Consider the following 23,531-nt stretch of genomic DNA (forward strand, 5'->3'; position numbering starts at 1 on the left):
AATGGGGCTGTGGCAGACTGGCCAGGCACGTCAGCCAAGGCGTTGCGGAGCGTAGGCAAGTGAACGATGCCGCCTTTGAGAGCTACGGCGTGAGCCACAAGGGCTGCGTGCGCGACCACAATGAGGACAGCTTTCTGGTCGAGCCGCAGATCGGCCTCTGGGTGGTGGCCGACGGCATGGGCGGGCACGAGGCCGGAGAAGTCGCTTCGGCAAGCATTGTCGAGCATCTGGCGACGATCGGCATCGCCAGTTCGGCGCCGGATCTGCGCGCCCGCTTTGAGGATCGGCTGAACCGGGCGCATGCCGAGATTCGCCGGATTTCGCGCTCACGCGGCGTGACCATCGGCTCCACCGTTGCCGCACTGCTGGCCATGGACGGCAGGTTCGCCTGCCTGTGGTCGGGCGACAGCCGCGTCTATCTCGTGCGCAACGCCGCGATCTCGCAGATTTCGCGCGACCACACCGAGGTGCAGGAACTGCTCGACAGCGGCGCGATCAGCGCAGCCGAAGCGGAGAACTGGCCGCGCCGCAACGTCATCACCCGCGCCATCGGCGTCAACGACGAAATCGCCATCGACTTCCAGCAGGGAGAGACCCTTGCCGGCGACATCTTCATCCTCAGCACGGACGGGCTGACGGCGCATGTCAGTGACGCGGAGATTGCGGCTGCAGTGCTCTCGGCAGCGCCGCAGGCTGCCTGCGAAAAGCTACTTTCCATGGTGCTTGAGCGCGGCGGCACGGACAACGTCACCATCGTTCTGGTCAAGATCAGAGACAAAGGCAATGGCCTGTCCCGAGCAGAAGGCCGCGACCGATGAGCTCCGACGACAAGACCCGGCTATTGCCCAACATGGCGGATACCAGCGTCGGCACGCAGCTCAGCGGCATCTACGAGCTCGACGAACGCATCGCGTCGGGCGGCATGGGCGAAGTCTATCGCGGCCACAACATCCAGACCGGCGATCATGTCGCGATCAAGATCGTGCTGCCGGAATTCGCCCGCGATCAGACGATCCTGTCGCTGTTTCGCAAGGAAGCCTCGATCCTCAACCATCTGTCGCATGACGCGGTCGTGCGCTACCACGTCTTCACCATAGATCCCGGCATCGGGCGGCCCTATCTGGCGATGGAATTCGTCGACGGCCAGTCGCTGTACGACGTCATGCGCGGCGGGGCGATGGCGACTCCGGATGTGCGCAAACTGTGCCACCGGCTGGCCTCGGGCCTGAGCGCCGTGCACCAGGCCGGCGCCATCCACCGCGATCTGTCGCCCGACAACATCATCCTGCCGGGCGGCCGGGTCGAGCGGGCAAAGATCATCGATTTCGGCATTGCGCGATCGGCCGCGGTCGGTGGCGAGACGCTGATCGGCGGCAAGTTTGCCGGAAAATACAATTACGTCTCCCCCGAGCAGCTCGGGCTCTATGGCGGCGAGGTCAGCGAACAGTCCGACATCTACAGCCTGGGGCTGGTGCTGGCGGCGGCGCTGCGCGGCAAGCCGATCGATATGGGCGGCTCGCAATACGAGATCGTCGAAAAACGGCGGACCGTCCCTGATCTCTCCGGCATCGATGCCGATTTCAGGGACATCGTCGAAGCGATGCTGCAGCCTGACCCGGATGATCGACCGGCCAGCATGGCCGAAATCGCCCGGTTGACGCGCGACGACAGCGACGCGACCTTGCCGCCGGCATCGCTCGCGCCCCGGCCCGGTCTGCCGCGAACCGGGCAGACCGCAGGGCCTGTCTCGAAGATCGGGGACTCGCCGGCCCAAGGCTTCGGTTCGGCCCCGCCAAGCGGCACGGCGGAGCCGTCTTTCGTGCCGCACGTGCGCCCGGCGCACCTGTCGCAGCCGAAATCGGCTGCTGAAACTCCCAAGCGAGCAAGCACACCGCCGAAGCGTGCTACTACAGGCAGAAATCTGACGATCGCGGTGCTGGCGGCGGTGGTCATGGTATCGCTTGGAGGGCTCTATGCATCGGGTATCGTGGGATTCGGAGACCGGCCTCGCCTCACCGACACCGGCAAGCCGCTCCAACCCGAACTGACAAAGCCGATCGTCGCTGACAAGCCCGCTCCGGCCACTCCGCCGGTCGAGAAGACGGTGCCAAAGCCGCAACCAGCGGAGACTGCGGCTGAAGATCAGGCCAAAGCGCCGGTCGAGCCGCAGCCGACGCCGCCAGTCGCGTCGAGCGCTACGGCCCCGCAGCCGGCCGAACCAATCGACAAGACCGTTGCGCTGCAACCGCCATCCGGCCCGTCGAAGCCCGATGCCGCGAAGAACCCCGAGCTTGTCAGTCCGCCGGTAGAGCCCAAGGCGACAGCGCCAGCCACGCAAACACCTGAACCGACGGCCGAGGCCCCCAAACCCACAGCACCGACGCCGGAACCCACCGCTCAAGCGCCCGAGCCCAAGGCGCGGGCGCCTGAACCGACCGCGGAGCCTAAGCCGAGCCAGCCCGATATCGCCAGCGGTGAGCAGGCCGACAAGTCCGCAGAGCCCGACATTGCCATGAACGTGCCCAAGCCGGAGGTGCCGCCACCGGCCGATGCGGCCGCCGAGCGGGTCACCTGGGTACGCGCCTTCAATGGTGGTGATTGTTTTTTTGCGACGGTGACGTCGGCCGCCGACAAGGGTGTCGCGATCGAGGGCTTCGGCACGTCGGTGCCACCCTTCGAACAGTTGCTTGGGGAATTCCAGGCGAAGTTCCATGTCGAGCCGGATATCAGCGTCCGCCTTATCCAGCCCCCGCAATGCGGGATCACCGGCTTCCTGCGTTTCATGGGCGCGAGCACGGCCGACAGGCCGCAGCTTGTCCTCGACCAGACATCGGTGCCGGACGGCTCGCCGATCGACGGCACGCTGGTGACGCATGGCGGGCTGGTGTCGAGCGTGTTCCTGATCGACCACAGGGGCATCGCCTTCAACCTCGACGATCATGTTGTCGTACAAGCCGACAAGGCGACCTTCTCGATCCCGATCGGGCTCGGCGCCGCCGACAAGGCGGCAGGCAAGGCGTTGCCGCAGATCATCATGGTGATCACCGGGCCGCAGGACATAAAGGCGGCGGACTTCACAACGCCGACGCCGGCCTCGGTGCTGTTGCCCAGGATACTCGACGAGATCGGCGCCAGGAGTTCGGCATTTTCGGCGACCGCCAAATATTTCCGCCTCGGCGGGTAGCACCGACGCCGATGCAACGCCGTCGCCGTGATCCCGTCCTGCTTGCCCGGAACGTGCGGGTGAAGCTCTCCGCGAGCGCGGTCGCGACGCTATTGCTGGCGCTTCTTTCCACCGGGCAGGCGCGCGCCGAATTCACCGTCTGCAACCGGACGCTCGACGTCGTCAATCTTGCCGTCGGTCAGAAGGTCGACGATGCCGACCAGACCGATGGCTGGTGGACCATCGGCGCCAATCAATGCGTCAACGTCATTCGCGAGGAGCTGACCAACCGCTACATCTACATCTACGCGACGGATGTCTTCGGCCACGCCATCCTGGCAGGCTCCACCGACATGTGCATCGAGCGGCGGCGGTTCTCGATCCGCGGCATCGATGAATGCTGGCAGCGCGGCCATATCGCGGCGAAGTTTCTCGAAGTCGACACGCAGGAACAGGTGCGCTGGACCTTCTTCCTGACCGGAAGCGCACCGTGACGCACAGCATCGACACCAGCTTCAAGGCAAAGAAGCAGGCGCGCGCCGCGCTGCGCAGGCGCAGGATCTGGATCGGGCTGGCGGCTGGCCTGGCGACAATCGTCCTCGCCGCGATTGCCACCGGCTTTTATCTTACCGCCGACTACTGGTCGTTCGGCGACGAAGACGAGGAACTGCACGCCGTCGAAGGCTCGGACGACGTGCCGGCCGACGCATCGGTCTACGTGCCGGCCATCATCGACCTTGCCGGCGACCCGATGTGGATCACACTGGCGCCGGGGGCGGGCGCCGCCAAGAGCCGCGGGATGCCGCGCCCGACGGAGCTCGACCAGGCCGGCATCTCCCCTCAGATCATGGTTCTCTCCGACGTGATGCTGAGCGCCAGCGAAAAATTCATGACGACGATCCCCTCGACGCAGGAGGATTTCGCCTTCTTCCAGGCGCAGCGGAAGACCGCGGTCGCGCCACCCGCCGAAACCGGCGATCCGCAGAATGACCTGCAGAACGATCTGAAGCCATCGCCCGGCGCGGACGGGGCTCCGGCGGCCTCCGGCCCAGCTCCTGACCCGCAGGTCGCTCCGGGTGCATCGACGGCGGCCGATGACCCCGAGGCCGGCTGGGGCGAGACCATCGATGAGGGCGAAGCAGCACTCCCCGCCTTTCAGAAGACAGCGGTCGAAAACAACACCAGCGTTGCCAACGTCAGCTCGGAATACCAGCGCTTCGAGGCGACCCAGGACATTTTCGTGAAAATCCTCAATGACCGCAGCCTGGACAGCGTGGCGCTCGATGCGCATTTTTCCGCCGACGACGCAAAGCTTGCCGGCGAGGCGCTGAAGGCGCTGTTCGACAAGAACGGCCTGCAGCCTGGTTATGTCGTGGCGATGCGCGGCTTTAGGCCGACGCGCGAGACCACGACGATGTCGCTGATGCAGGTCTCGATCTACGCCAGGAACGTCTTTGTCGGCACGCTGACACGCAACGCGGCCGGTGCCTTCGTGTCGGGCGTCGACCCGTGGGTGCGCGAGGACCTGTTCAATTATTCGGGCGCCGAGACCGAAGGCACGCAGAAACGGCAATACCGCCTGCTCGACGCGATCTATTCGACGGCGGCCCGCAACAATGTGCCGAGCGGCATCATCGGCGAAGCCATTATGTATCTGTCGCGCGGACAGGATCTGGATGCTTTCGCCAGCGAGGACCAGCGCCTTGTGCTGATCTATTCGCAGACGCCGCGCGGCAAGAACGAGACGGACGGACGGGTGCTCTATGTCGGTATACAAGGCACGCAAAAGAGCTTGGATTGTTTCGTTTTCCAGCAGGGCGACGGCCAGTTTTCCTGCGTCTCGGGCGATGACCAGGTGCGCTCGCTGACGGTGGCCAACGGCATGGTGACGCCGGTCAACGGTGTCATGACGTCGACCTTCGGGCCGCGCAAGCATCCGATCCTGGGCGTTGTTCGCATCCACAAGGGCGTCGACTGGGCAGCACCCGTGGGGACCCCGATCGCAGCAGCCTTCGACGGCGAGATCATCTTCCAGGGCGACGGCGGCGGCTACGGCAATGTGGTCAAGATCGCCCATGGCGGCGGCCGCGAGACGCGCTACGCGCATATGTCGAAATTCGCCATTGCCAGCGGTGTCGGCACCAAGGTGAAGGCCGGCGACATTATCGGCTATATCGGCACCACCGGCCTGTCGACCGGGCCACATTTGCATTTCGAACTCTATCAGAGCGGTCAGGCGATCGATCCGCTCGGAACAGTGACCGCTGCAATCGCCGTCACTTCCAGCGATCCCGCCGTCGAAACGCTGACCGACCGTATCGTCCACGTCGAATCGGGCGGTAGCGCGCGGGCCAAGAACCCGCTGTCTTCGGCGACAGGCGCCGGCCAGTTCATATCCAAGACCTGGATCCGGATGATGAACACCTATCGTCCCGAACTGGCGCGCTCGCTGTCGACCGCAGACCTGCTCGCTTTGCGCTACGACGCCACCATCTCGCGTGAGATGGTGCGCAATCTGGCGCGCGAGGGCGAAGCCTATCTCAAGGCGCGTGGCCACCAGATCACCGCCGGCCGGCTCTATCTCTGCCATTTCCTCGGTATGGAAGGCGCCCATCAGGTGCTGGCGTCGCCGGGATCGGCGCAGTTGAGCGCCGTGCTCGGCTCGTCCGTTATCCAGGCCAACCCGTTTCTTGCCGGCAAGACCGCCAGCTACGTCGTCGACTGGGCGGAACGGAAGATGGGCCGCAAATTGCCGACGCCCGCCACCACCGATGCGGGCCAGCAGACGATGACGGAAGTCCGCCAGACATCGCCGGAGTTCGAAAAATACAAGCAGGCGATAACGGCACTGGTCGGCTCGATCCAAAATACTCTTGAGCCGAGCTAGAGCTGGCAGTTCGCCCCGGCTTTCGCCAAGCCGATTGGTTCTGAGGCCGGCGAATGGTATGTTTGCGGATATTTGGGAAGGTTTTTGGGTCCTTGTGAACCAAAACTGTGGCTGGGATCACATACGCCCAACAGCCATTTTGGCAGAAGCGATACAGTCGCTGGTGAAATTTAGCATGCGCAGCCATCAATAAACGCGCCCCATTGGGGCGGAGGGCCGATCCCATGAAAGCGTTTGCCGTCCTTTTGAGCGGATTTTTTCTGTTAATGCTGACCGCGCTTGGCACCGTCCAGGCGGCGGCGCCGGATGCCGGTGGCGTCAAACGCGTCGCGCTGGTCATCGGCAACAGCAAATACGTCCATGCCGTCGAATTGCCCAATCCGGCCAATGACGCGCATCTCATCGCATCGACGCTGCGCAATGCCGGCTTCGAGGTGATCGAGGGCGTCGACCAGGACAATGCCGGCATGCACAGCCTGATCAGCAAATTCACCGAGCAGTCCTACGATGCCGACCTCGCCGTCATTTTCTATGCCGGCCACGGCATGCAGGTCGACGGCAAGAACTTTTTGATCCCGGTCGACGCCGAACTGACGTCACCTGCCTATCTCAAGACCCGCACCGTCCAGATCGACGACTTCATGGCCGCATTGCCACCCGACCCGGCGGTCGGCGTCATCATCCTCGATGCCTGCCGCGACAATCCGCTGGCACGCACACTGGCGGCCGCGATGCCGAAGACCCGCTCCACCGCGCTGGGCACCGGCCTGGCGCCGATCGACCCTAAATCAGAGGGCGTCGGCACCGGCGGCATCCTGATTGCCTATGCCACCGACCCGGGCGCCATCGCCTTTGACGGCAACGGCGTCGACAGCCCCTACTCGACCGCGCTCGCCAGGCACCTGACCGAACCCGGCGTCGAGATCCAGAGCGCGCTGACGCGGGTGCGCGGCGAAGTGGCCGAGACCACGCAAGGCCGCCAGCGGCCATGGCACAACGCATCGCTGGGCCGCGAGGTTTTCCTTGGCAAACCGGCCGCCCAAGCCGCGCCGATGGTAAGACCGGCCGCCGATGACGCGAACGCCGCGGCAGCGCCCGCCCCTGCTCTCGTCACCAGCGAACCGCCTTCGTGGGAAGTCGAGCAGCGGCTTTGGGACGAGGCCTCGAAGCGCAACACCGCGCCATTCTACGAAGCCTATCTCGAACAGTTCCCGAATGGCCGCTTCGCCACGGTGGCGCGGCTCAACATCGATGCGCTGAACGATCCGAAAGCCCAGGAACGGGACGTCGCCGCGCTTGCTGCCGAAGAAGCGAACTCGGGTTCTGCCGTGCGCACCTCGGTAGGCATTTCGGACGACATGAAGAAGGTGCTGGGCACCGAGGCGACGGAGAACGCGATCGGTCTCGATCGCCAGGGCCGCATCGACCTGCAATTGCGCGTCGAGGCGCTGGGCAACGAGCTTGGCCGCGTTGACGGCAATATTGGCGCCAAGACCCGGCAAGCGATCGGCGACTGGCAAGAGGGGAACGGGCTGCCTCCGACCACCTTCCTGACGCGCGAGCAACTGGCGTTCCTGGTTATCCAGACGGACCCGATGATGGAGGCCGTTCGTGCCAGGCACGAGGCCGACCAGGCCGGAGTGGACAAGCAGAAGAAACAGGTGGTGCAGAAGGCCCGCACGCTGAAGCCGGTGGCGGAAAAGCCACGCAAGAAGCAGTACGCCCAGAAGCCGCGCCGGCAACAGCAGTTCGTGCAGAAAAGGCGCAACCGCGAGGTCGTGCGCGAGGATGAACCGCCGCCGCGGGACAACAATGATTTCCTGACCAAGGCGCTGATCTTCGGCACCGGCGTAGCGGTCGGCGGCGTGCTCAAGAACTGATCGATCATGTCAAACAATAAAAGCGCCGCGTGTCCGTTGGACGCGCGGCGTTGTGTTTGACGACGGCCGGAAGACGCAGCCGGCGAAGCTACTGCGCCTTGATCCGCATCTCGACCCGCCGGTTGACGGGATCGTAGGGATCGGGATTGCGTGGATTGGCCTCGCCGAGACCGACCGCCTTGATGCGGGTGGATTCGATGCCGTTGGATTCGAGGAAGGCGGTGACCGATTGCGCCCTGCGCTGCGACAGGCCTTCATTGTAGGTCGCCGAGCCGGATGCGTCGGTATAGCCTTCGACGACGAAGGACAGCTTGCTCAGCCGATCGTCCTTCAGCGCCTTGGCGAATTCGTCGAGTTCGCTGCGCGCCTTGGCGTCGAGCTCGGACGAATCCAGGCTGAAATTGATCAGCATATCGAGGCCGGTCTTCTCCGGAGGCTTTTCTTTCTGGCTGGTCTTGCTCTTGCACTCGTCCTCGGTGCCGACACAAATCCCGCGTGCCGCGCCGTGATCGATAGCGCCGGCAAAGAACTTTACAATGTCTTCCGATTTCTGAAGTGGGTCGGCATAGACGTGCGTCGAGAAAAGCACGGTCGCCAATGCCAAGACTGAAATGTGCCGCTGCATAACGGTTACTCCCGTTTCGAGCATCCGATTTTCACTCAGGCCCGATCCATGGATCCGGGCCAACTCTTCCTGTTCGACAATGATCTGTCGAGATCACGGTCGGCTGTGGAATATACCAAACCGTGAGGCGTTTGTCCGTGAACAACGTCATGGACATGTGGTGGTCGACAGACTTGACCCGCGCCTCGCAGGCGGGTTGAGTGAGGGCTGGGGGAGGATAACAGCAGCGATGGTCAACGGGCTTCGATTCCAGACCGCACGCGATCTCTTCGCCGCGAACACGGCTGTCGCCCGGGACATGACGGCTGTTCCGACCGACCAACCCTCGCTCGAGTTCTGCCGGCGGCTGTTGGCCGGGCGCATCCCCGAGGAAGCGATTACCTTTTGCGCCTATCTCCTGCCTGACCGGGCCGCAATCTGGTGGGGCCATGAGTGCCTGGGGCATCTGACCGAACTGCTCGAAGAGCAGGACCTCGAAACGCTGGCACTGATCCAGGACTGGGTCGGCGAACCCAACAATGCAAGCCGCCGGGAGGCTGTCGCCGGGGCGGCGATGACGCAGCAGCAGACGCCTGCCGGCTGGATCGCGCTAGCGGCGCAACGGCACATCAATGGCCTGACGCCGCAGACCAACGGGTCGAGGCTGCGGCCGCTGCCGGCTGCGCATGCCGTCAATGCCGGCATACTGGCCGGACTGGCGCGGGTTGCGGTGGCGGACCGTTTCTCCGTGCTCACCGCCTTTGTCGAGATGGGCATCCATCTGGCCGAAACCGAGGCGCTGCGCCGAGCCTGATTGCTCTGGATCGTGATGAGATTTCATTGAAATCTGATCCAACCCATTGTTGGCGGTCTCATTTGCAGCCGTTTTGCGCCCATTTGCCGAGTGCCACCTTGAAGCGCGTGCCCAGCGGGTGTTGCAGGCGCAACACCGAGGCATCATTGGTGACGTAGGTCTTGGCCTGGTCGCACAGCCGCTCCTCGGTCCATTGATGACAGTTGCTGCACTGGTTGTCCCAGACGGACTTTTCCAGGCCCTCGACCGGACTGAAGTGCGGCTTGCCCTGGATGAGTTGGGCGATGCTCTTGCCGTCGATCGCCGGGTCGCCGAAATTGACCGGAACATCGAAAAGGATTGGCGCGTCCGAGCCCAGCTTCGGAATTTCCTCACGCAGCTGTTCCAGCGCCTGCTCGCCGGCGTCCGTACCCGGCGGATTGGCGGCCGCGCCGGTGCGCGCCTGCGTATCGCCTTCGGGCGCAGCCGGGCCGGAATCGCCGACGATCAGCGGCGCCTTGAGATCGACCTTGTGAAGCACGACATCGGTGGTCAGCGAAACGTTGATCCAGGGCCGCTGGCGTCCGGCTGTGGCCTTGAACACATCCGACGTAACCCGGTTCATCGCTTCGGTGATCGAGACGTTGACCTCGCCGATATGGGCAAGCAGCGCCGCCGAAAATGGCGAGTGCTCGCCCGGTCCGTCATAGGCGAGCTGGTTGGGACTGGCAGCGAAGGCGACCAGCGTGCCGGCGCCGCCATTCTCGATCGGTATTTCGGCAAGGCCGCTGCTTGCCGTGCTGTCGCCGCCAGTCTCCTTGGCAAGCACATCGGCGAGCGGGTTGTCGCGGCAGGCGTCGAGGAACACCAGCCTGATGCTGGTCTCGCGCGACATCTGCCGCAGGATGAAGTCCACCTGCACGGCTTCGAAGTCGAGCGAGGTCTCGTCCTCCAGCGCCGCATCGACAGGCAGCAGGTAATTCCTGCCCGAGACCTGCAGGCCATGACCGGCATAGAAGAACAGCGCGATATCGGCGCCACGCACCTGCCGCGCGAATTGCGCGATCTTTTCCTGCGTCTGCGCCTTGGTGAGATCGAGGCCGGAGACGATTTCGAAGCCCAGCCCCTTCAGGCGATCGGACATTGCCTGCGCATCGTTCACCGGATTGGGCAGCACCGGAGCGTTCCGGTAATGGGAATTGCCGAGCACCAGGGCGATGCGGCGTTCGGCACTGGCCGCGGTCATGGTAATGGTCATGGTCAACGCAAGCGCCAGCACGGCGAGGCCGATGCCGCGCATGAAGTTGCCGCAACTTGCAATCATGTCCAAACGCACCGGATTCCTTTTCGGTTGACGGGCCTTCTCAGTTAAGGACCGGCTCAGTTGGAGAGCGGCGTGGCGGAGAACTCGATCCGCCGGTTCAGCGCCTTGTTCTTCGGCGTATCGTTCGGCGCTACCGGCTTTTCCTCGCCATAGCCGGAAGCCGTGATCTGCGCCGATGGAATGCCCGCAGCGATGATCGCGTCGGCTACCGCCTTGGCGCGCCGTTCCGACAGGTTCTTGTTGGCCGTCGGCGAGCCGTCGGAATCGGTATGGCCCGAAACCTCGACCTTCAGTTTCGGACACTTGCCGACGACGCCGACCACCTCGGCCAGCAGTGGGCGGCTCTTTTCATCGAGCCGAGCGCTGGCTGGGCGAAAATAGACGGCGCCGGTGCGCGACAGCACCTCGAACCTGTTCAGGCATTCATCGTCGCTGAAGGACGTCTTGCCTGCATCTGTGGCGACCGGCCCGGCATCGGCTGGGGCTGCGGCCGCGACGGCAGGCGTGGCCGCAGGCTTGGCGCCATCAGCGGTGAAGACGAAGTCGAACGACACCGAAGCCGTCGGGACGATGCTGCTGACATTGGCCGCCTGCTGGAGTTTTTCGATGTTGGGCAACAGGCCGAAATCCTCGACATGCACGGCGACCGGCGCCTCCGAGGCGATCGACACCATGCTGTCGGTGATCATGGTGACCACGACATTGGCCTCAAGGTCCTTGTCGACGCCGTGCAGGCTCAGGCGAAACGGGATATGCGCGATCATGCGCCGTTTGGTGGCGAGATCGGCAAAAGCGGCGGGATCGACTTTCGCCGTCACTTCCGCCGTCGGGAATTTGAAGGTTTCGAAGAACAGGAAGCGCATGCGGACATTGCGAAGGTCGATGCCGGTGTCGACCGAGTTGAGGTCGAACGTGACCTTGGCGGCGCCATCCGATGTCAGCGTGCCCGAGAGGTTCCTGATCTTGTTGGTTTCGACAATGGTGTTCTTCTTCACCGATTGATAGGTGAGCGTCGAATTCGCCGGATCGAGCGTCCAGTTCGGCTTCGCATTCGCCACTTCCGGTGCGAGCAGCAACAGCCCGAATACAGCGGCGACGAGAGCAAGGGCGCCGACGATGCGCCGGCCCTTTGAGAACGGCATTCGTTGCCGAAAAAATCCGCCGACCTCGAACATTGATGCCCCGCCTCAGGACAACAGACCTCAGTTCCGATCACGGCTGTCGAACGCAGTGATGCCAGCGAGCATAGAACATATGATTTGGCTTTGCGAGTAGCTCCGCCTGTCTGCCCAAGGGGAGAAGACAGCTCAAAAATCCGTCATCACTGGCAGCTTAACAGGCGTCAAATCCAGAGGCGCCTTGCGCGATCACGAGCGCTTCGGCGGGCCTGTCGAACGCAGAAAATGCCATTCATAGCCTTGAATATACTACAATATTAGCAACTCCTTGACAATCGACCGAAGCTCTGGTTTCTTGACATATTAAACAAAGTTCGTTGCGTTTTTTACGGACGTGTTCCCATGTCGAGCTTGGTAGTCGCGGACCCGCGGGGGGTGTATCTCGCCGGTCTGGAGTGGGTTTTGCGGAAGGCGGGACACAGCGTTGTCGCAGAATGCCACCACACGATTGAGGTTCTCCCCTTGGTGGAGCGCCACCGGCCCGATCTTGTCATCATAGGGTTGGATGGTGTGGACCGGCAGACGGCCGGCCTTTCCGCAAGGCTGAGAGCCACCAGCAGCCCTTTGGGCATCATCTACATCCTGCAGCCAAACGGCGGATTCGACTTCAACGAAATCCCCAAGCTCGATGCCGACGGCCTGCTGATGGACGGCATCAGCCACAGCTACCTTGTCGAATGCGCCAATGCAGTGGCAGGCGGCCGAAAGTGGGTCGACGACCATATCCTCCAGCATCTGCTGACGCCGAGATCGCTGCCTCAGCGCGCGCCAAAGCTTACTGGACGCGAGACGGAAGTCGCCGGCCTTGTTTCACGCGGCCTGCGCAACAAGATCATTGCGCAGCGACTGCATGTATCCGAAGGCACGGTGAAGATGCACCTGCATCACGTCTACGAGAAGCTCCGCCTCGGCAGCAGGGCGGAACTCGCCTGGGCGACTTTTGGCGAAGCTTCCGACCATCTGGGACCAAGTCACAAAAGCGGGCTTTGATCCTACCTTCGGCGAGCTAGCAAGGCAGGCTGCGTCGACAAGATGCCGACAAAAGGCCGGAAACCCACGGCATATCGATCGATCCATACCAACGCGGTTGCCCGCGAGCGCCTGTCGCGGCTCGATCTTTCGAAGGATGTATATCGTTCGATCAGGTAGGGGCATTCACCATAACACTATCGAACCGCGAATGGACGCGTCCTCTGCGTCGGCGGCACAATGGAGGATAAACGGCCGCAATTCTGTGCGCCGGCGGATGCCCTGGGGTAGGTGCATCCGACATCGGGTGGGGGTGAACCCCTTTTCTTGATGTTGTTCAAAAAGGGGAGAATCTCCATGGCAATCGACATCACAGCTCATGACATCATCATCGATGAGAGCGCTGGCCTCACGGACAATGATATTGACCCATCCGATCCGCTGTACAGCACCAACACCACGCTGCAATATCTGCTGAATCTTGGCACCGCGCTGGAGGTCGCCTTCAAGGAGGACTTCGTGGTGGCCTCTGCGGACCCAGGGGAGACCATCACCTCGGTCGTTCTCGCCCAGGACTCTTCGGGAACTGCGTTTTCACCCACCGACGGCGCGGTCACCGGCATCCGGACGGTCGATGGCAATTATGTCTGGCTGTTCCAGGACCCGAACAATGCAGACGTCGTGATCGGCGTCATTGGGACCTCTGACCCGACCTCAGTTGGCGAGCCCGATCCATTACTCGATCCCCTCGCCTTCTCGTTTGCGCTGGACGGCGACGCGGACCTGTACCTGGTCCAGTACGTGGCGTTGATGAATCCGGACCCTGACAACGCGGACGTCGATCTAATCGATCTGGATCAGCTAGTCTACGCCTCGGTCACCGGGACCAGCGTCCTGAATTTCAGCTCGCTTGGTGACGCCCCTCCCGGACACAACAAGTGGTATATCCTCGACGCTGACACGGCGAGCACGCAGAAGATCCTGGTCACGGCTCATGACAATGGCGTACAGGCTGAAGTCAATGTCAGCACGCAAGGCCTGGGCGTCTCATCACAAGACGTGCGCTTTGGCCGTGAGCTTCAGATCGACCTGATCAACGGCGGCACCCAGAGCGCCGGCAAGAACTTTACCAACACGCCGACCGCGCCGAACTACACAGATCACATCGAGACCGTCTCCACCGCGGGTTTCTCGATTTCGCAGTCTACTCCGACCCATACCGTGGCTGACATAGAGGTCCACGCCTACAACAATGATGACAACGCGAAAGGCGCCACGTTACCGGGTGATGACAACGATGCGGAAGTCAACATCGCCTCAGTGACTTTCAAGCTGAACGGCGTGGTAACGGATGCCGCCACCCTGGGCATCACGGTTGATTACACCAACCTGGGAGTGATCCTTCACAATGTCGGGGAGGGTGTGACGGTCGATTTCACCGCAGACGCAACCTTTGACCGCTTCACTATCAAGAACATTGACGAGCAAAAAGACTATTTCGATGTCAAGGAAGTGCATTTCGGCACAGATCAGACCAACGTCGCCAGCGCAGAGGTCGGCTCCTTGATCAACTTCGACGATGACGGCCCATCGATCGTGCCGTCCGGCAATGACGTACCGACCCTGGTGGTCGGCGATTCGGACTTCGTTACCGACGACTCGACCAGCTTCGCGGCGCTGTTCACGCCGAACTTTGGCGTCGATGGACCAGCGGCCACCGACGATGTGACCTACACGCTGGATGTACTCGGCGGCGGCAGTAACGTCGCCAGCGGCGTGTTCGATACGCTCAGCGGCCTTGAGGTGCTTCTCAATGTTGTCGGCGGCGACATCGTCGGCACTGCCGGCACGGATGAGGTGTTCCGCATCTCGGTCGATGCCGACGGCAACGTGACCCTCGACCAGTCGCGTGCGGTTGTCCATGGCGATCCAACCGATCCCGTAGAGGCGGACACTCCGGTCATCCTTGCCGCCAACCTGGTGAGCCTGACCGCAACCGCAACCGACGGCGACGGCGACAGCGCGCACACCTCGGTCGACATAGGCGGTGCCTTCACCTTCGAAGACACCGGGCCGGCAATTGCTGTGGAGAACGCAACCGGTGACTACGACAGTGGCGCCCATGGCACCTGGACGCACGACCCAGGCGCCGACGGGTTCAACCTGCTGGGCGTAACGCTGGACGATTATACAATCGACTCCAACCCGACGGTAACGTCGGGCCTATCCCTGACACCGGACGCGGCAGACCCTTACACCTTCACAGGCTCGATCCACGATGACTTCAACGGCGACGGCACGGCTGAAGACGTGGACTTCACACTGACCTTCGATCCGGTCAACGGCACTTACGACCTTGACGTCGACACCCCTCCCGGAACGATCACGACCTTCGACACCACACAGGGTTCGCTGAAGGCGGGCGGTCCGGACGCGGTGCAAACGCTGCAATTCCCGCCGACCGGTCACGACGGTGACGTCATCTTCTTCAGCAATCTGGTGACCGCTCCCCTGGAGAATGGGGCGGGCAGTTTCCCGAACGACATCGAAGACCTGGTCAACAATGACCCTACCGAGGCAACGCTGGAGGGGTATGGTGCCACTAGCCTGATCAACAGCTCATCGAAGATGAACGTGTCGACTTCGGGCATCGGCGTCAACAACAACAACCTCGACGGCAAGAGCGGGGGTACCCCGCTGTTCGCCGGCACCTCAATCACCTCGGGCGACGAGAGCTTCGTGGTCAATCCCCAGCAAGACGTGGATAAGGTCACGGTCTATATCGACAACTCCGTCGGCGGCTACAACCCGGCTACGGAAGACCTCTATTACATCGTCTACTATACGGACGGTACCGTCAGCGGTCCTACCGACGTGACGGCGGGCATGCTCAGCAATGCCCCGCGCCACGACCCGCTCATTCCTGACGTCGCGGAGGGCGGGAAGTACTTCGAGATCGACGGCGGCGCGAAGCAGATCGAGGCGGTCCAGCTCATCATGGGCGTGGGCACCGTCAAGATCCCCGTGATTCAGTTCTCGCTCGAGCAGGAGTCCAACCCGGCGCCGCTCGACCTGGATTTCACGGCCAATCTCGTCGACGGCGACAATGACAGCTTTACCGACACGTTCTCGGTCCATGTCGACGCCCCGGACGGCATCATCTGACCCGACACCGGGCGGGCGCCTTTCCTGGCGCCGGGCCGGCACAATCCAAAGCATCACAATGGGGGGCGAGCCGTGCCGCAGCCAAGACCGCAGTTCGAAGAGGTAATGCATCTGGCCCGGCGCCAGGCGCCCGCCCTGCTCATCTTCAGCCTGCTTGCAAACGTCCTGATGCTCGCCAGCACCGTCTACATGCTGCAGATCTACGACAGGGTGCTGTCGAGCGGGTCGATCGACACGCTGGTGTGGCTCACCCTGGCGGTGATCGGCGCGATCGCCGTCTATGGCCTTTTGGAACAAGCCCGCCGCATGATCCTCGGCCATATCAGCCAATGGCTCGACGACCAGTTGAACGTCCCGGTGATCGAACGAGCCATGGAGGCTCGCCTCGCGGGTAGCAACGTCGAGGCCGGCCTGAAGGACGTAGCGGACCTGCGCGGTTTCGTCGGTGGCGACAGCATGCTGACCTTTCTCGACGCGCCGTGGACGCCCGTCTTCCTGGCTTTCATGTGGCTTCTGCACCCAGCACTGGGCGTGCTCGGACTCATCGGGGCGATCCTTTTGTTCTGCGGCGCGCTCGCCAATGATTTCTTTACCCGCCGCAGGAGCCAGGAAACGTCGGCAGAGCTGCGTCGCAACCAGGTCGCGGCCGGCCAATACATCGATGGCGCTGAGACGTTGCGCTCGCTCGGCATGTCGGGCTCGGCGCTGCAGCGCTGGGAAGAAAAGCAGCAGTCGTTGATGACCATCCAGGCGCAACTTCTCGGTCGCACGACCAGCATCGGGAGCCTGTCGCGCTCGCTGCGCATGGCCCTGCAAGTGGCCGTGCTGGGACTTGGCGCCTACTTTGTCTTGCGCGGCGAACTGACGGCCGGATCGATGATCGCGGCATCGGTACTGCTGAGCCGCGCGCTTGCGCCGATAGAACGCTCGATCGGAGCCTGGCGCAGCCTGGTTACCGCTCGCACCGCGCGTCGCAACCTCATGCGCCTGTTCGCGGACACCAATTCTAGGCAGGGCGGTGAAGTGACCTTACCCCGCCCGCAAGGCCGGCTAAGGCTCGAGAACGCACACTACCATGCGCCGGGTACACAGCAGGCCCTGATGAACAAAGTATCCTTCAACGTCGAGGCCGGCGAGACCTGCGGCGTGATTGGTCCGTCGGGTTCCGGCAAGACCACACTTTGCCGCCTCATGGTGGGAACGTTGCGGCCTTCGCTCGGTCATGTAAGGCTGGACGGCGCAGAGCTCGCGAGTTGGCCTTCGGACCAGCTTGGAATGCACATCGGCTACCTGCCGCAGCAGGTCGAGCTGTTTCCGGGAACGATCGCCGACAACATTGCGCGCTTGCGCGATGTCGATAGTGCCGCAGTGATCGCCGCGGCGCAGGCCGCAGGTATCCACGAGACGATATTGCGGATGCCAAATGGCTATCAAACGGAGGTGGGGCCGCATGGGGCGCGAATCTCGCGTGGCCAACGTCAGCGCATCGCTCTCGCCCGGGCGCTATTCGGCAATCCCGCGCTCGTCGTGCTCGACGAACCGAACACTGGCCTCGACGGCGATGGTGAAATGGCTCTGTTCAATGTTCTTCACCATTTGAAGGAACGGGGCTGCACCGTCATTCTCGTCAGCCACCAGACGAACCTGCTGCGTACGGCGGATCATGTCGTTTTCATGCACGACGGCACCGTTAAGATGTTCGGCACGCGCGACGAGGTGCTGGGCGCGCTGGGCGGTCACCGCAAACCGACTGCCGTGCCGTCGTCCGGGCAAGACAAGACCAGCGTCGTCGTTCCGGCAAAATTGAAGGCGGCGGAGTGAGCCATGAGCGACCGATTTAGCGACCTGTCGAAGATGATGGACATGCTGATGGCCAGCCTGCGTGACGTGCTGGACAGGTTAGTTGTCGCTGCTGGAGATCTAGCTGCGGCGGCTTCGAACCGTTTCGACAGCCTGGACGTGCCGGCGCGCGCCGCGCTGGCTGCAACTGCCACCGCGCTGTTCGTGCTCGTGCTTGTCGGGCTTGTCGGGCTTGTCCGGCGGCGTTCGTCTGCATATCGCGATAGCAAGCGCGACCTGAATCGCCGGACGCGTCCAGCGCGTATACTCGGCTATTTCTCCGCGCTGTTCTTTGTCGGCGGCATCGCCCTCTGGTCAGACGTGGCCCTCCTGGCCAGCGCCATCGTGGCCCCCGGCATCGTCAGCCCGGACGGCTACCGGAAGACCGTTCAGCATCTGGAGGGCGGCATCATCGGGATGATCCACGTGCGGGATGGCGACAAGGTCACAGCGGGCCAGGTTCTGATAAGCATGAAGACGACCGATGCACAGGGCCGCTACGACGAGCTGCATGAGCGCTACATTCGCTTGCTGGCGGTCGAAGCGCGCTTGGGTGCGGAGGTTGCCGGAGAAGATCAGATCATTTTTCCCAAGGAACTGACATCGGCTGACAACCAGGCCGGGCAGAAAGTGGCCGCTGAAGAGCAGGAACTGCTTCGCAGCCGCCTTGCCACTCGCGAGGGGCGCGAGCAGATCCTCAACAAGCGGATACGGCAGATAGAGGAGCAAATCACCGGGTCCAGGGAAGTGATCGCAGCCGAGGAGGAGCAACTGGGGCTGATCGACCGCGAGATCGCTTCGGCACAGGAAATGTACAAAAAGGGATTGGAGCGCCTGCCGCGGATCCTTGCGCTGCAGCGTGCCCAGGCCGACATCCGAGCGAGCCAGGCGTCGAACCGGTCGCAGGTCGCGCGCAACGAACAGCAGATCGGCGAGACCGAGCTGCAGCTTCTCAATTTGCGGCAACAGGATGGTGAGAAAGCGAACGAGGATCTTGGCAAGGTGCGCGGCGATCTGGCCGAATTGCGGAGCCTGTTACCCTCGCGTCAGGATGTGCTGGCCAGGACTGACATTGTCGCGCCGATCGCGGGAACAGTGATGAACGTGCGTGTCACAACTGAATCTGGCGTGATTTCCAGCGGCCAGCCCCTCCTCGATATCGTTCCGAATGGGTCCAACCTGGTCATCGATTCACGGATCAAGCCGCGGGACATCGACATGGTGCATCCGGACATGCCGGCACGCGTTGTGCTGTCAGCCTATCCAACACGGCATCTTCCGCAAATCCACGGGTTGCTCACCTCGGTATCGGCCGACCGGCTGACGGACGAGAGGACCGGAGAACCCTATTTTCTCGCCAAGATCAAAGTCGATATGGCTGACCTCGCAACCCTCCATGACGTAAAATTGTCGCCCGGCATGCCTGCCGAAGTGATGATCCTGACTGGCGAGCACACACTGCTCGACTATATGCTGGCGCCGGTTCGCGACTCGCTCAATCGAGGATTCAGAGAGAATTAGAGTCTTCTACTTTCCCGTATCCCGACGCCATCCAATCCTCCGAAAAGCCGCCCGTCGAACGATACGGCTCGAGTGTCATGGCATTGGCGATTCCTTCGCCAGCGCGCCCCCAGCAGTGTCGGGAGCGCCGCTTCGCGGAACTGGACGATCGCTATAAGCAATCCGTCCCACTGCGCTCAGCTTGACGCCAAGCCCGGGATCAGGCCGATCGGCTGGCCCACAGCACCCCACGCTCGAGAATGGTGCGCATTTGCGGCACGGAAAACTCATCCGCGGTGTGGCCGAGCGCGCTGAAGAAGACGCGGCCCTTGCCATAGCGGCGCTTCCAGACCACGGGCATGACGACGCCGTCGATGAAGTCGAGATGCTCACCGCTGAACGTCGTCGTCGCCAGCACCTCGTTGCTCGGGTCGACATGCATGTAATACTGCTCGGAATGGTAGGCGAAACCCTCGATACCCCTGACGATCGGATCGTCGCTGATGATGTCGACACGGTAGTCGATGATGTCGCCGGGGTGCGCGACCCATTGGCCGCCGGTCATGAACTGATAGGCCGGTTCGTTGCGAAAACTGTCGCCCATGGTGCCATGGAAGCCGGCAAGGCCGGTCCCGCCGCTGACGGCGGCGGTGAGGTTTTGCAGCTCCGGTTTATCGATCGTCGACATGGTGATCACCGGAACGATCAGATCGATGGCCGGGAGCTGCGGATCGGCGAGCGCCGATGTGCCCTCTTCTATCCGCACTTCGAAGCCATGCCCCGTCAATATCTCGCTGACGACAGCGGCGCTGCGAGCCGGCGTGTGGCCTTCCCATCCGCCCCAGAAAATCAGTGCCGTCTTGCTCATGCTCGTCTCTCCTTTGGTCGGCAATATTGATAGGCAAGCGGAACGCTTTTGTCTTCCTTCCATGATGGGCATTCTGGGACGGGCATTTCTGGTCGGAAATCACGAACCGGCGATGAATTCCGTGGATGAGGACCGATTGGCCGCGCTGGCGTCTTGTTTCAATACCGGGCTGCACTCAAATCAGCTGTCTTCGCGTTGCGCAGACATCGGTCCGATGCGCCCGCAACCAGCCGGAGCCTTCCGGGGAGACCGCTTTATGAGTTTCGACCAGACGACTGTCGCCGCCTATCTGGAAGTCATCACCATCAACCTTGTGCTGTCTGGCGACAATGTCGTGGTGATCGGCATGGCGGCCGCAGGCCTCGCCAAGGCGTTGCGGCAGAAGGCGATCATCGCCGGCATTGCCGCGGCGGCGGTGATCCGCATCGTCTTTGCGGTGATCGCGGTGCAACTGCTGGAAATTCCGGGGATCATGCTGGTCGGCGGCATGCTTTTGTTCTGGGTGTGCTGGAACATGTTCCAGGAGTTGCGCTCGGCCGGCGACGGCGAGGACGTCGACACTGAAGCCGTAGCACTTGCGACGGCGCGGCCGGCCAAGGCGCTGCGCACCGCGATCCTGCAGATCGTCGTCGCCGATGTCTCGATGTCGCTGGACAATGTGCTGGCCGTGGCGGGCGCCGCCGCCCACGACATGAATGCGCTGGTGTTCGGTCTCATCCTGTCGGTGGTTCTGATGGCGGTCGCCTCGACGCTGGTGGCGGCGCTGCTTGCCAGGTATCGCTGGATCGGCTGGCTCGGTCTGGCAATCATCGTCTATGTCGCGGGAAATATGACTCTGGACGGCGTCGAGCAGATGAGAACGGTCGACTTCCACGCGCTGCTCTCGCCAGTTGCAAGCTAGATCCTCCTGGCGATCAAATGATATCGAAAATCCGCCCTGGGTTGAGAATGTTGTGCGGATCGAACGCCACCTTCAGCCGGCGCATGGCTGATAGTTCGGCGTTGCTGCGCACGAGGTTCAGCCATTTCTTCTTGTCGAGGCCGATGCCGTGCTCGGCCGAGACGGCGCCACCGCATGCCGCCACGCCGCGATAGATGATCTCATAGGCGGCCGCCGGTTCCGTGGTGTCGACCTGATAGTGCAGATTGCCGTCGCCGAGATGGCCGAAGACGTAGATCTCGGCGCGGCTGTCGACGGCGTGGATCGCGGCTTCGGCGTTGCGCAGGAAACCCGCCATGGTCGCCAACGGGATGCTGATGTCGACGCCGATCATGCCCTCGATCGCAAACAGGAAGCGGTTGGCCTCTTCGCGCACATCCCATAGCGCACGGAATTCGCGCGGCGACTGCGAGACGACCACGTCGGCGACGATGCCGTCTTCGACCGCCTGCATCAGCACCGACGCGAAACGCTCGCCGTCCAGCTCGGCCTGGCTGCCCTGGATCTCGGCCAGCACATAGACGGGCGCGCCGACAGGCAGCGGCGCCGGCGCGGCCATGCCGGCAATCATGGCGCCGTAGAGCGGCGAGAAGTTTACCTCATAGGCCGAAAGCAAGGGCCCGAGCCGCTGCTTGAGCAACCCCAGCAACGCAATCGCCGCCTCCAGCGAGCCAAGGGCGCAAAAGGCGGCAACCTCGGTGGCGGGCTTGGGATGCAGCCGCAGGCAGGCGCGAGTAACCACGCCCAGCGTGCCTTCGCTGCCAATGAAAAGCTGGTTGAGATCGTATCCCGAATTGTCCTTGGCCAGGCCACGCAACGAAGTCAGGATCGAGCCGTCGGCAAGCACGGCCTCCAGCCCCAGCACCTGGGCGCGGTACATGCCGTAGCGCAGCACGCGAATGCCGCCAGCATTGGTGGCGATGTTGCCGCCGACCGTCGCCGTGCCGCGCGCGCCGATATCGACGCCGAACATCAGGCCGGACGCATCGGCCGCTTCCTGCACCATTTGCAGCGGCGCGCCGGCTTCCGCGATGATGGTTGCCGCGGCGCGGTCGGGCGCTTCGACCGCGGTCATGCGCTCCAGCGACAGCACCGCTTCGCCCGGCTGCACGCGCGCGCCGCCGGCCAGCCCGGTGCGGCCGCCATGGACGACCAGCTTCTGGCCGATACCACTGCATAGGCGCAGGATTTCGGCGACGTCGGCGGCGTTGCGCGGACGCAAGACCAGTTCGGGCTGGCCGCCGCCCTTGCCGGAGAGGTCGTCGCCATAGCGCGGATCGATAGCATCGCCGATCACAATCGCGGCGGCATCGAGCCGACGATATAGCTGGGAAAGAAGCCGATCGATCTGTTGTGTCATGGTGCCTGGACTTTTCAGCGCTCTTTGTGACCGGGACTTTGATGCGCGACAATTTTCGCGTCAATTGAACAAATTTACGCACGGTATAATCTGTCATTGCGCGTTGAACCCACTGACGTTTCCTGTAAATTTCGTCTGCCGTCGCGTGGCGGACGCGCCGGCTGCAGGACCGTGGGCAGCGTCAAGGGATGACCGAGGTTCTGGCGCGTGCCAGACGAGGATTGAATGCCAATGACGCACAAGACGATGGAGGATTTCGCCCGCTCCTGCGGCGTCTCCAGGCCGACGCTGTCGAAATATTTCGACGATCCGACCAGCGTCAAGCCGGCAACGCGCAAGCGCATCGAAGAGGCGTTGCGGTCGTCCGACTACCAGCCCAATCTGTTTGCCCGCAACCTCAACCGCAAGCGCACCCGCGCCATCGGCATTGTCGTACCGACGGTCACCGATCCCTTCTATTCCGAAATGGTCAGCCGCATCGAGCTCAGGCTGCGCGACGAGGGCTACTGGCCGATCGTCATCTCCTCGCATGGCTCAACCGAGCTCGAAATGGAGGCGACACGTACCATCCTGTCGCTGAAAGTTTCGGGCGCGCTGATCGCGCCGCTCGGCTTGCGTTCGGACCGGCGCACGCTGGAGAAGCTGACCCAGACAATGCCGGTCGTCTATTTCGACACCTATCTTGAAGGCGGCACGCCCTTTGTCGGCAACAACAATGCCCAGAGCGTCTCGACCATCGTCGACTATCTCTGCCGCTCCGGCGACGCCCCGGTCTATTTCGACGTCCCGCATGTCAATCACAATTCGCCGGAGCGCCTGAACAGTTACGTCGCCGCGATGCGTCAGCTTGGCCAGGAGCCGGTGGTTATCGGCAACACCCGAGACTACACATGGGATTTCGAGCGCATCGGCTACGAGCAGATGGAACAGATGCTCGGGGCCAGCGGCCTGGCCGGGCACACCCGGGGTGTGCCCCGCCAAACCCGGGGGGTGCCCCGCCAGCCCGGGGGGGTGGCCCCGCAGACCCGGGGGCTGCCCCGCCCCACCCGCGGGGGGCCCCG

The 23,531-nt window shown here is 62.9% G+C and carries 17 protein-coding genes; 12 read left to right on the top strand and 5 right to left on the bottom strand.

The window, feature by feature from the left end; translation table 11 throughout:
• Positions 1-59 precede the first annotated feature (59 nt).
• From NKI06_RS19955 to NKI06_RS19975, 5 genes are all read left to right on the top strand, one after another.
• Complete coding sequence (locus NKI06_RS19955; protein ID WP_023714861.1) at positions 60-818, top strand: PP2C family protein-serine/threonine phosphatase; 759 nt, start codon at positions 60-62, stop codon at positions 816-818.
• Complete coding sequence (locus NKI06_RS19960; RefSeq protein WP_352986823.1) at positions 815-3,184, top strand: serine/threonine-protein kinase; 2,370 nt, start codon at positions 815-817, stop codon at positions 3,182-3,184. The genes NKI06_RS19955 and NKI06_RS19960 overlap by 4 nt, the downstream gene beginning before the upstream one ends.
• Positions 3,185-3,243: 59 nt before the next feature.
• Entirely contained in the window at positions 3,244-3,657 is a 414-nt protein-coding gene (locus NKI06_RS19965; RefSeq protein ID WP_023754015.1) for a DUF1036 domain-containing protein, read from the top strand.
• Positions 3,654-6,050: a M23 family metallopeptidase gene (locus NKI06_RS19970; protein ID WP_352986825.1), complete on the top strand. Its 2,397-nt coding sequence runs from the start codon at positions 3,654-3,656 to the stop codon at positions 6,048-6,050. The genes NKI06_RS19965 and NKI06_RS19970 overlap by 4 nt, the downstream gene beginning before the upstream one ends.
• 266 nt (positions 6,051-6,316) lie before the next feature.
• Positions 6,317-7,930 (top strand): caspase family protein, encoded by a 1,614-nt coding sequence (locus NKI06_RS19975; RefSeq protein WP_245275325.1) that lies wholly within the window; start codon positions 6,317-6,319, stop codon positions 7,928-7,930.
• Between the two features lie 88 nt (positions 7,931-8,018).
• Here NKI06_RS19975 and NKI06_RS19980 read toward each other — a convergent pair whose 3' ends face one another.
• The gene (locus tag NKI06_RS19980; RefSeq protein ID WP_023714865.1) at positions 8,019-8,555 is read right to left on the bottom strand and encodes an OmpA family protein; all 537 of its coding nucleotides are present in this window, start codon (positions 8,553-8,555) and stop codon (positions 8,019-8,021) included.
• 229 nt (positions 8,556-8,784) lie between these two features.
• Between NKI06_RS19980 and NKI06_RS19985 the strand changes: the two genes are divergently transcribed.
• Complete coding sequence (locus tag NKI06_RS19985; protein WP_023714866.1) at positions 8,785-9,348, top strand: DUF6931 family protein; 564 nt, start codon at positions 8,785-8,787, stop codon at positions 9,346-9,348.
• 58 nt (positions 9,349-9,406) lie between these two features.
• Here the strand turns inward: NKI06_RS19985 and NKI06_RS19990 are convergent, their stop codons facing one another.
• Both NKI06_RS19990 and NKI06_RS19995 read right to left on the bottom strand, forming a co-directional pair.
• On the bottom strand, positions 9,407-10,651 hold the full coding sequence (locus tag NKI06_RS19990) for a caspase family protein (RefSeq protein WP_023695269.1): 1,245 nt from the start codon (positions 10,649-10,651) through the stop codon (positions 9,407-9,409).
• Between the two features lie 56 nt (positions 10,652-10,707).
• Complete coding sequence (locus NKI06_RS19995; RefSeq protein ID WP_352811922.1) at positions 10,708-11,793, bottom strand: OmpA family protein; 1,086 nt, start codon at positions 11,791-11,793, stop codon at positions 10,708-10,710.
• Positions 11,794-12,339: 546 nt separating this feature from the next.
• Between NKI06_RS19995 and NKI06_RS20000 the strand changes: the two genes are divergently transcribed.
• The 4 genes from NKI06_RS20000 (at position 12,340) to NKI06_RS20015 (ending at position 19,323) form a co-directional block, all read left to right on the top strand.
• Positions 12,340-12,819, top strand: coding sequence for a response regulator transcription factor (locus tag NKI06_RS20000; protein ID WP_352444505.1), 480 nt, complete (start codon positions 12,340-12,342; stop codon positions 12,817-12,819).
• A 336-nt stretch (positions 12,820-13,155) separates the two neighbouring features.
• Positions 13,156-15,963, top strand: a complete 2,808-nt coding sequence (locus tag NKI06_RS20005) for a DUF5801 repeats-in-toxin domain-containing protein (RefSeq protein ID WP_023726320.1) — start codon at positions 13,156-13,158, stop codon at positions 15,961-15,963.
• 105 nt (positions 15,964-16,068) lie between these two features.
• Positions 16,069-17,784, top strand: a complete 1,716-nt coding sequence (locus tag NKI06_RS20010; RefSeq protein ID WP_023726319.1) for a type I secretion system permease/ATPase — start codon at positions 16,069-16,071, stop codon at positions 17,782-17,784.
• A 3-nt stretch (positions 17,785-17,787) separates the two neighbouring features.
• Positions 17,788-19,323, top strand: a complete 1,536-nt coding sequence (locus tag NKI06_RS20015; protein WP_023726318.1) for an HlyD family type I secretion periplasmic adaptor subunit — start codon at positions 17,788-17,790, stop codon at positions 19,321-19,323.
• A 199-nt stretch (positions 19,324-19,522) separates the two neighbouring features.
• On the opposite strand, the gene NKI06_RS20020 is transcribed toward NKI06_RS20015, so the two are convergent.
• Positions 19,523-20,170 (bottom strand): ThuA domain-containing protein, encoded by a 648-nt coding sequence (locus tag NKI06_RS20020; protein ID WP_023726317.1) that lies wholly within the window; start codon positions 20,168-20,170, stop codon positions 19,523-19,525.
• Positions 20,171-20,426: 256 nt separating this feature from the next.
• On the opposite strand from NKI06_RS20020, the gene NKI06_RS20025 reads away from it, so the two are divergent.
• Entirely contained in the window at positions 20,427-21,071 is a 645-nt protein-coding gene (locus NKI06_RS20025) for a YjbE family putative metal transport protein (RefSeq protein ID WP_352986826.1), read from the top strand.
• A gap of 13 nt (positions 21,072-21,084) precedes the next feature.
• On the opposite strand, the gene NKI06_RS20030 is transcribed toward NKI06_RS20025, so the two are convergent.
• A complete protein-coding gene (locus NKI06_RS20030) occupies positions 21,085-22,470 on the bottom strand; it encodes an FAD-binding oxidoreductase (RefSeq protein ID WP_352986828.1) in 1,386 nt (461 codons plus the stop codon).
• 225 nt (positions 22,471-22,695) lie between these two features.
• Here NKI06_RS20030 and NKI06_RS20035 point away from each other — a divergent pair.
• Positions 22,696-23,531 (top strand): LacI family DNA-binding transcriptional regulator (locus NKI06_RS20035; protein WP_352986829.1); only part of this gene is annotated, 836 nt, incomplete at its 3' end.

The sequence above is a fragment of the Mesorhizobium sp. M0772 genome (assembly GCF_040320135.1).
Taxonomy (GTDB): Bacteria; Pseudomonadota; Alphaproteobacteria; order Rhizobiales; family Rhizobiaceae; genus Mesorhizobium.

Bases quoted from the DNA above. Each gene is read 5' to 3' on its own strand.
- NKI06_RS19960 (WP_352986823.1), top strand. From the start codon at position 815: ATGAGCTCCGACGACAAGACCCGGCTATTGCCCAACATGGCGGATACC.
- NKI06_RS19975 (WP_245275325.1), top strand. From the start codon at position 6,317: ATGCTGACCGCGCTTGGCACCGTCCAGGCGGCGGCGCCGGATGCCGGT.
- NKI06_RS19980 (WP_023714865.1), bottom strand. From the start codon at position 8,555: ATGCAGCGGCACATTTCAGTCTTGGCATTGGCGACCGTGCTTTTCTCG.
- NKI06_RS19985 (WP_023714866.1), top strand. From the start codon at position 8,785: ATGGTCAACGGGCTTCGATTCCAGACCGCACGCGATCTCTTCGCCGCG.
- NKI06_RS19990 (WP_023695269.1), bottom strand. From the start codon at position 10,651: ATGATTGCAAGTTGCGGCAACTTCATGCGCGGCATCGGCCTCGCCGTG.
- NKI06_RS19995 (WP_352811922.1), bottom strand. From the start codon at position 11,793: ATGCCGTTCTCAAAGGGCCGGCGCATCGTCGGCGCCCTTGCTCTCGTC.
- NKI06_RS20005 (WP_023726320.1), top strand. From the start codon at position 13,156: ATGGCAATCGACATCACAGCTCATGACATCATCATCGATGAGAGCGCT.
- NKI06_RS20010 (WP_023726319.1), top strand. From the start codon at position 16,069: ATGCATCTGGCCCGGCGCCAGGCGCCCGCCCTGCTCATCTTCAGCCTG.
- NKI06_RS20015 (WP_023726318.1), top strand. From the start codon at position 17,788: ATGAGCGACCGATTTAGCGACCTGTCGAAGATGATGGACATGCTGATG.
- NKI06_RS20020 (WP_023726317.1), bottom strand. From the start codon at position 20,170: ATGAGCAAGACGGCACTGATTTTCTGGGGCGGATGGGAAGGCCACACG.
- NKI06_RS20025 (WP_352986826.1), top strand. From the start codon at position 20,427: ATGAGTTTCGACCAGACGACTGTCGCCGCCTATCTGGAAGTCATCACC.
- NKI06_RS20030 (WP_352986828.1), bottom strand. From the start codon at position 22,470: ATGACACAACAGATCGATCGGCTTCTTTCCCAGCTATATCGTCGGCTC.